At 60.1% G+C, this 3,996-nt stretch carries 3 protein-coding genes; 2 read left to right on the top strand and 1 reads right to left on the bottom strand.

Annotation, left to right across the window (positions count from 1 at the left end; genetic code table 11):
- The first annotated feature begins 96 nt into the window (after positions 1–96).
- Positions 97–1,431: a substrate-binding domain-containing protein gene (locus ACW9JC_RS29085; protein ID WP_457459351.1), complete on the top strand. Its 1,335-nt coding sequence runs from the start codon at positions 97–99 to the stop codon at positions 1,429–1,431.
- 129 nt (positions 1,432–1,560) lie between these two features.
- On the opposite strand, the gene ACW9JC_RS29090 is transcribed toward ACW9JC_RS29085, so the two are convergent.
- Positions 1,561–2,790 carry an acyl-CoA dehydrogenase gene (locus ACW9JC_RS29090; protein ID WP_150735202.1) on the bottom strand — a complete coding sequence of 410 codons (1,230 nt, stop codon included), beginning with the start codon at positions 2,788–2,790 and terminating at the stop codon, positions 1,561–1,563.
- Between the two features lie 164 nt (positions 2,791–2,954).
- On the opposite strand from ACW9JC_RS29090, the gene ACW9JC_RS29095 reads away from it, so the two are divergent.
- Complete coding sequence (locus ACW9JC_RS29095) at positions 2,955–3,890, top strand: LysR family transcriptional regulator (protein WP_457459353.1); 936 nt, start codon at positions 2,955–2,957, stop codon at positions 3,888–3,890.
- Positions 3,891–3,996: the final 106 nt, after the last annotated feature.

The raw sequence follows: 3,996 nt of genomic DNA on the forward strand, positions 1-3,996 counted from the left end.
GGCGCTGCCGCAGGCTGCGATCTTTTGACTGTCATATTTTAGAAACCTCGCTGACTTAATCTCCCGACACCTCCTTTGGCTATATAAGGTGCCGGCATGACGCTGCGCGTATTGTTCCTGCTGATGCTGTGCCTGCCGCAAATGGCAACGGCCGGCACGTTGCCGATCCCCGAACACGGCCCGGCGCTGCGCATCCAGGGTTCCAACACTATCGGGGCAGCATTGGGCCCGGCGCTGGTCGAAGGGCTTATGCGCGAACAGGGTTTGCTCAAGGTTCACAGCGAGGCCCCGGACAAGGCCAATGAGTTGCGGATCGTCGGCGAAACCGCGCAAGGACGCCGGGTCGAAGTGGAACTCGCGGCCCACGGTTCCAGTACCGGCTTCAGCGCGTTGAAAAACGGCAGCGCCGATCTCGCCGCTTCGTCACGTCCGATCAAGGACAGCGAACTGCAGAGTCTCAAATCTTTCGGCGACCTGAAAAGCCCCAGCGCCGAGCAAGTCATTGCCATCGACGGCCTGGCAATCATCCTTCACCCGCAGAATCCGCTGAATCAACTGGACACCGTACAACTGGCGCGGATTTTCAGTGGCGAGGTCAAGACCTGGGAAGAACTCGGCGCCAGCGGTGGGACAATTCATCTTTATGCGCGGGATGATCAGTCCGGCACGTACGACACGTTCAAGGAATTGGTCCTCAGCGGTCGTGGGAAGTCCCTGAGCAGCGCCGCGAAACGCTTCGAATCCAGCGAGCAATTGTCTGACGCGGTCAGCCTTGATCCGCAAGGCATCGGGTTCATCGGTCTGCCCTACGTGCGTTCAGCCAAAGCCGTGGCGATTGTCGACGGCCAGTCACAAGCCATGCTGCCGCTGAGCAATCTGATTGCCACTGAAGACTATCCGCTGTCGCGCCGCTTGTTCCTTTATCTGCCGCCTTCCGGAAACAATCCCTGGGCTCAAGCCCTGGTAACGTTCGCCCAAAGCAGTCAAGGCCAGGCGATTGTTGCGGCCAATGGCTTTATCGCCCAAACCGTCCAGGCCATGGCCGTCACACCGAATGCGCTGATGCCCGAGGGATATCAGGCACTGAGCCGTCATGCCCAGCGCTTGTCGGTGAACTTTCGTTTCGAAGAAGGCAGCGCCAATCTGGACAACAAGGCACGGCAGGACCTTTCGCGGGTGCTCGACTATATAGAGCAGAACGACAAGACCGAACGGCGGGTAACGCTGGTGGGGTTTGGCGACGCCAAGGACGACCCGGCGCGCGCCGACCTGTTGTCGAAACTGCGGGCCATGGCGGTACGGCGGGAACTGGTGAAGAGCGGCGTGGTGTTGCGCGAGATTCGCGGGTTTGGCGCGGTAATGCCAGTGGCGGCCAACAGCGCGGATGAGGGACGGATCAGGAATCGGCGGGTTGAGGTTTGGGTGTATTGAAAAAGATCGCAGCCTTTCACGATCGTTCCCACGCTCTGCGTGGGAATGCGGCCGGGGACGCTCCGCGTCCCTTGCGTCCGTTGAGGCGTTCCCACGCAGAGCGTGGGAACGATCCGTAGCACTACGGTCTTACTGCCCGCTACGCATCATCTCTTTCGGCACATATTTACCGATCTCGAATTTGCCAATCGCCGCACGGTGCACTTCGTCCGGGCCGTCGGCCAGGCGCAGGGTGCGCTGCATCGCATACATGTAGGCCAGTGGGAAATCATTGGAAACCCCTGCCCCGCCATGCATCTGGATCGCCCGGTCGATCACCCGCAGCGCAACGTTCGGCGCGACGACTTTGATTTGCGCGATTTCGCTTTTCGCGACTTTGTTGCCGACGGTGTCCATCATGTACGCCGCTTTTAACGTCAGCAGGCGTGCCATGTCGATCTCCATCCGCGAGTCGGCGATCTTGTCGATGTTGCCGCCCAACCGTGCCAATGGCTTGCCGAACGCAGTGCGGTTTACCGAACGCTTGCACATCAGTTCCAGCGCGCGCTCGGCCATGCCGATCGAACGCATGCAGTGGTGAATCCGGCCCGGGCCAAGGCGACCTTGAGCGATTTCGAAGCCGCGTCCTTCACCCAGCAGGACGTTTTCGTACGGCACCCGCACGTTTTCGAAATGCACTTCGGCGTGACCATGAGGCGCGTCGTCGTAACCGAACACCGGCAGCGGGCGCACGATCTTCACGCCTGGCGCATCCACCGGCACCAGAATCATCGAGTGCTGGGCATGGCGCGGTGCATCGGGATTGCTCAGGCCCATGAAGATCAGGATCTTGCAGCGCGGGTCGCACGCACCTGACGTCCACCATTTCTTGCCGTTGATCACCCACTGGTCGCCATCACGCACGGCACGGGCGGCCATGTTGGTGGCGTCGGAGGACGCAACGTCCGGTTCGGTCATGGCGAACGCCGAGCGGATCTCGCCGCGCAGCAGCGGTTCGAGCCAGCGCTGTTTCTGTTCTTCGTTGGCGTAACGCACCAGCACTTCCATGTTGCCGGTGTCCGGCGCCGAGCAGTTGAACGGCTCCGGCCCCAGCAGCGAGCGACCCATGATTTCCGCCAGTGGCGCGTATTCGAGGTTGGTCAGGCCAGCACCGAGCTCGGACTCAGGCAGAAACAAATTCCACAGCCCTTCAGCCTTGGCCTTGAGTTTGAGTTCTTCCATGATCGCGGTCGGCTGCCAGCGATCGCCCTCGGCGACCTGGCGCTCGAACACGGCTTCGGCGGGGTAAACGTAGGTGTCCATGAACGCGGTCACGCGCTCACGCAGTTCCTGAACCTTGGGCGAATAAGCGAAATCCATGAGCAGCTACCTTCTTGGGAGAGGTTGTTTAGGTCATGCAATCGATGCTAGAACAGCCATGAAAATTTACCTAGCCTATTCTCGGCGTGTATTAACATTCATCACCGATATATGATCGGCTGATCTTCAAGGCCAGCCGTCCACACAATAAGAGAGCCGCGTAAATGAATCTGAGCAAGGTCGACCTCAACCTTTTCATCGTCTTCGACGCGATCTATACCGAAGCCAACCTGACCCGTGCCGGGCAGATCGTCGGCATCACCCAACCGGCGGTGTCGAACGCTCTGGCCCGCCTGCGCGAGACTTTCAACGACCCGCTCTTCGTCCGTACCGCCCAGGGCATGGTGCCCACGCCGATGGCGCAGAACATCATCGGTCCGGTACGCAACGCGCTTTCGCTGCTGCGCATTTCCGTACAGGAAAGCCGCATTTTCAACCCGCAGCAGGCGAACAAGACCTACCGCATCAGCATGACCGACCTCACCGAAGCGGTGATCCTGCCGCCGCTGTTCCAGCGTCTGCGCCGCCTCGCACCGACGGTGATTATCGAGAGCTTCCTGTCCAAGCGCCGCGAGACCACCAAGGAACTGGCGGCCGGTCGCCTCGACTTCGCGGTGGACGCACCGCTCAACACCGACCCGCAGGTGCGTCACGTCAAACTGATGGAAGACCGTTACGTGTGTGCCATGCGCAAAGGTCATCCGCTGGCGGGTAAGGAAAAACTCACCCTCGACGAGTACCTGAGCCTGACCCACATCCATATTTCCAGCCGGCGCAGCGGTCTCGGTTATGTTGACCTCGCCCTCGGCAAAATGGGCATCCAGCGCAAGATCGCCCTGCGCTCACAGCATTACCTGATGGCATCACAAGTGATGCAGCAGACCGACATGGTCATGACCGTGCCGGAACGCTTCGCCCGTCGTAACGATTTGCACGCCTTCAATTTGCCGGTCAACGATGTGCCGCCCGTGGAAACCCACCTCTACTGGCACGAAAGCACCGACCAGGACCCGGCCAACCGCTGGATGCGCGAGCAGATGATCGAGTTGTGCCAGCAGGTGACGGCGCATGAAAAGAAGCTCGACGCTAAAATGGTGTAAAGCCATTCAAAAGATCGCAGCCTGCGGCAGCTCCTACACGGATGTGCATTTTCCTGTAATTGGATGGACTCGCCCAAGCCGAGGCGTCAATGCGCCACGGTGGCAG

The organism is Pseudomonas sp. SDO5591_S426 (genome assembly GCF_054070755.1).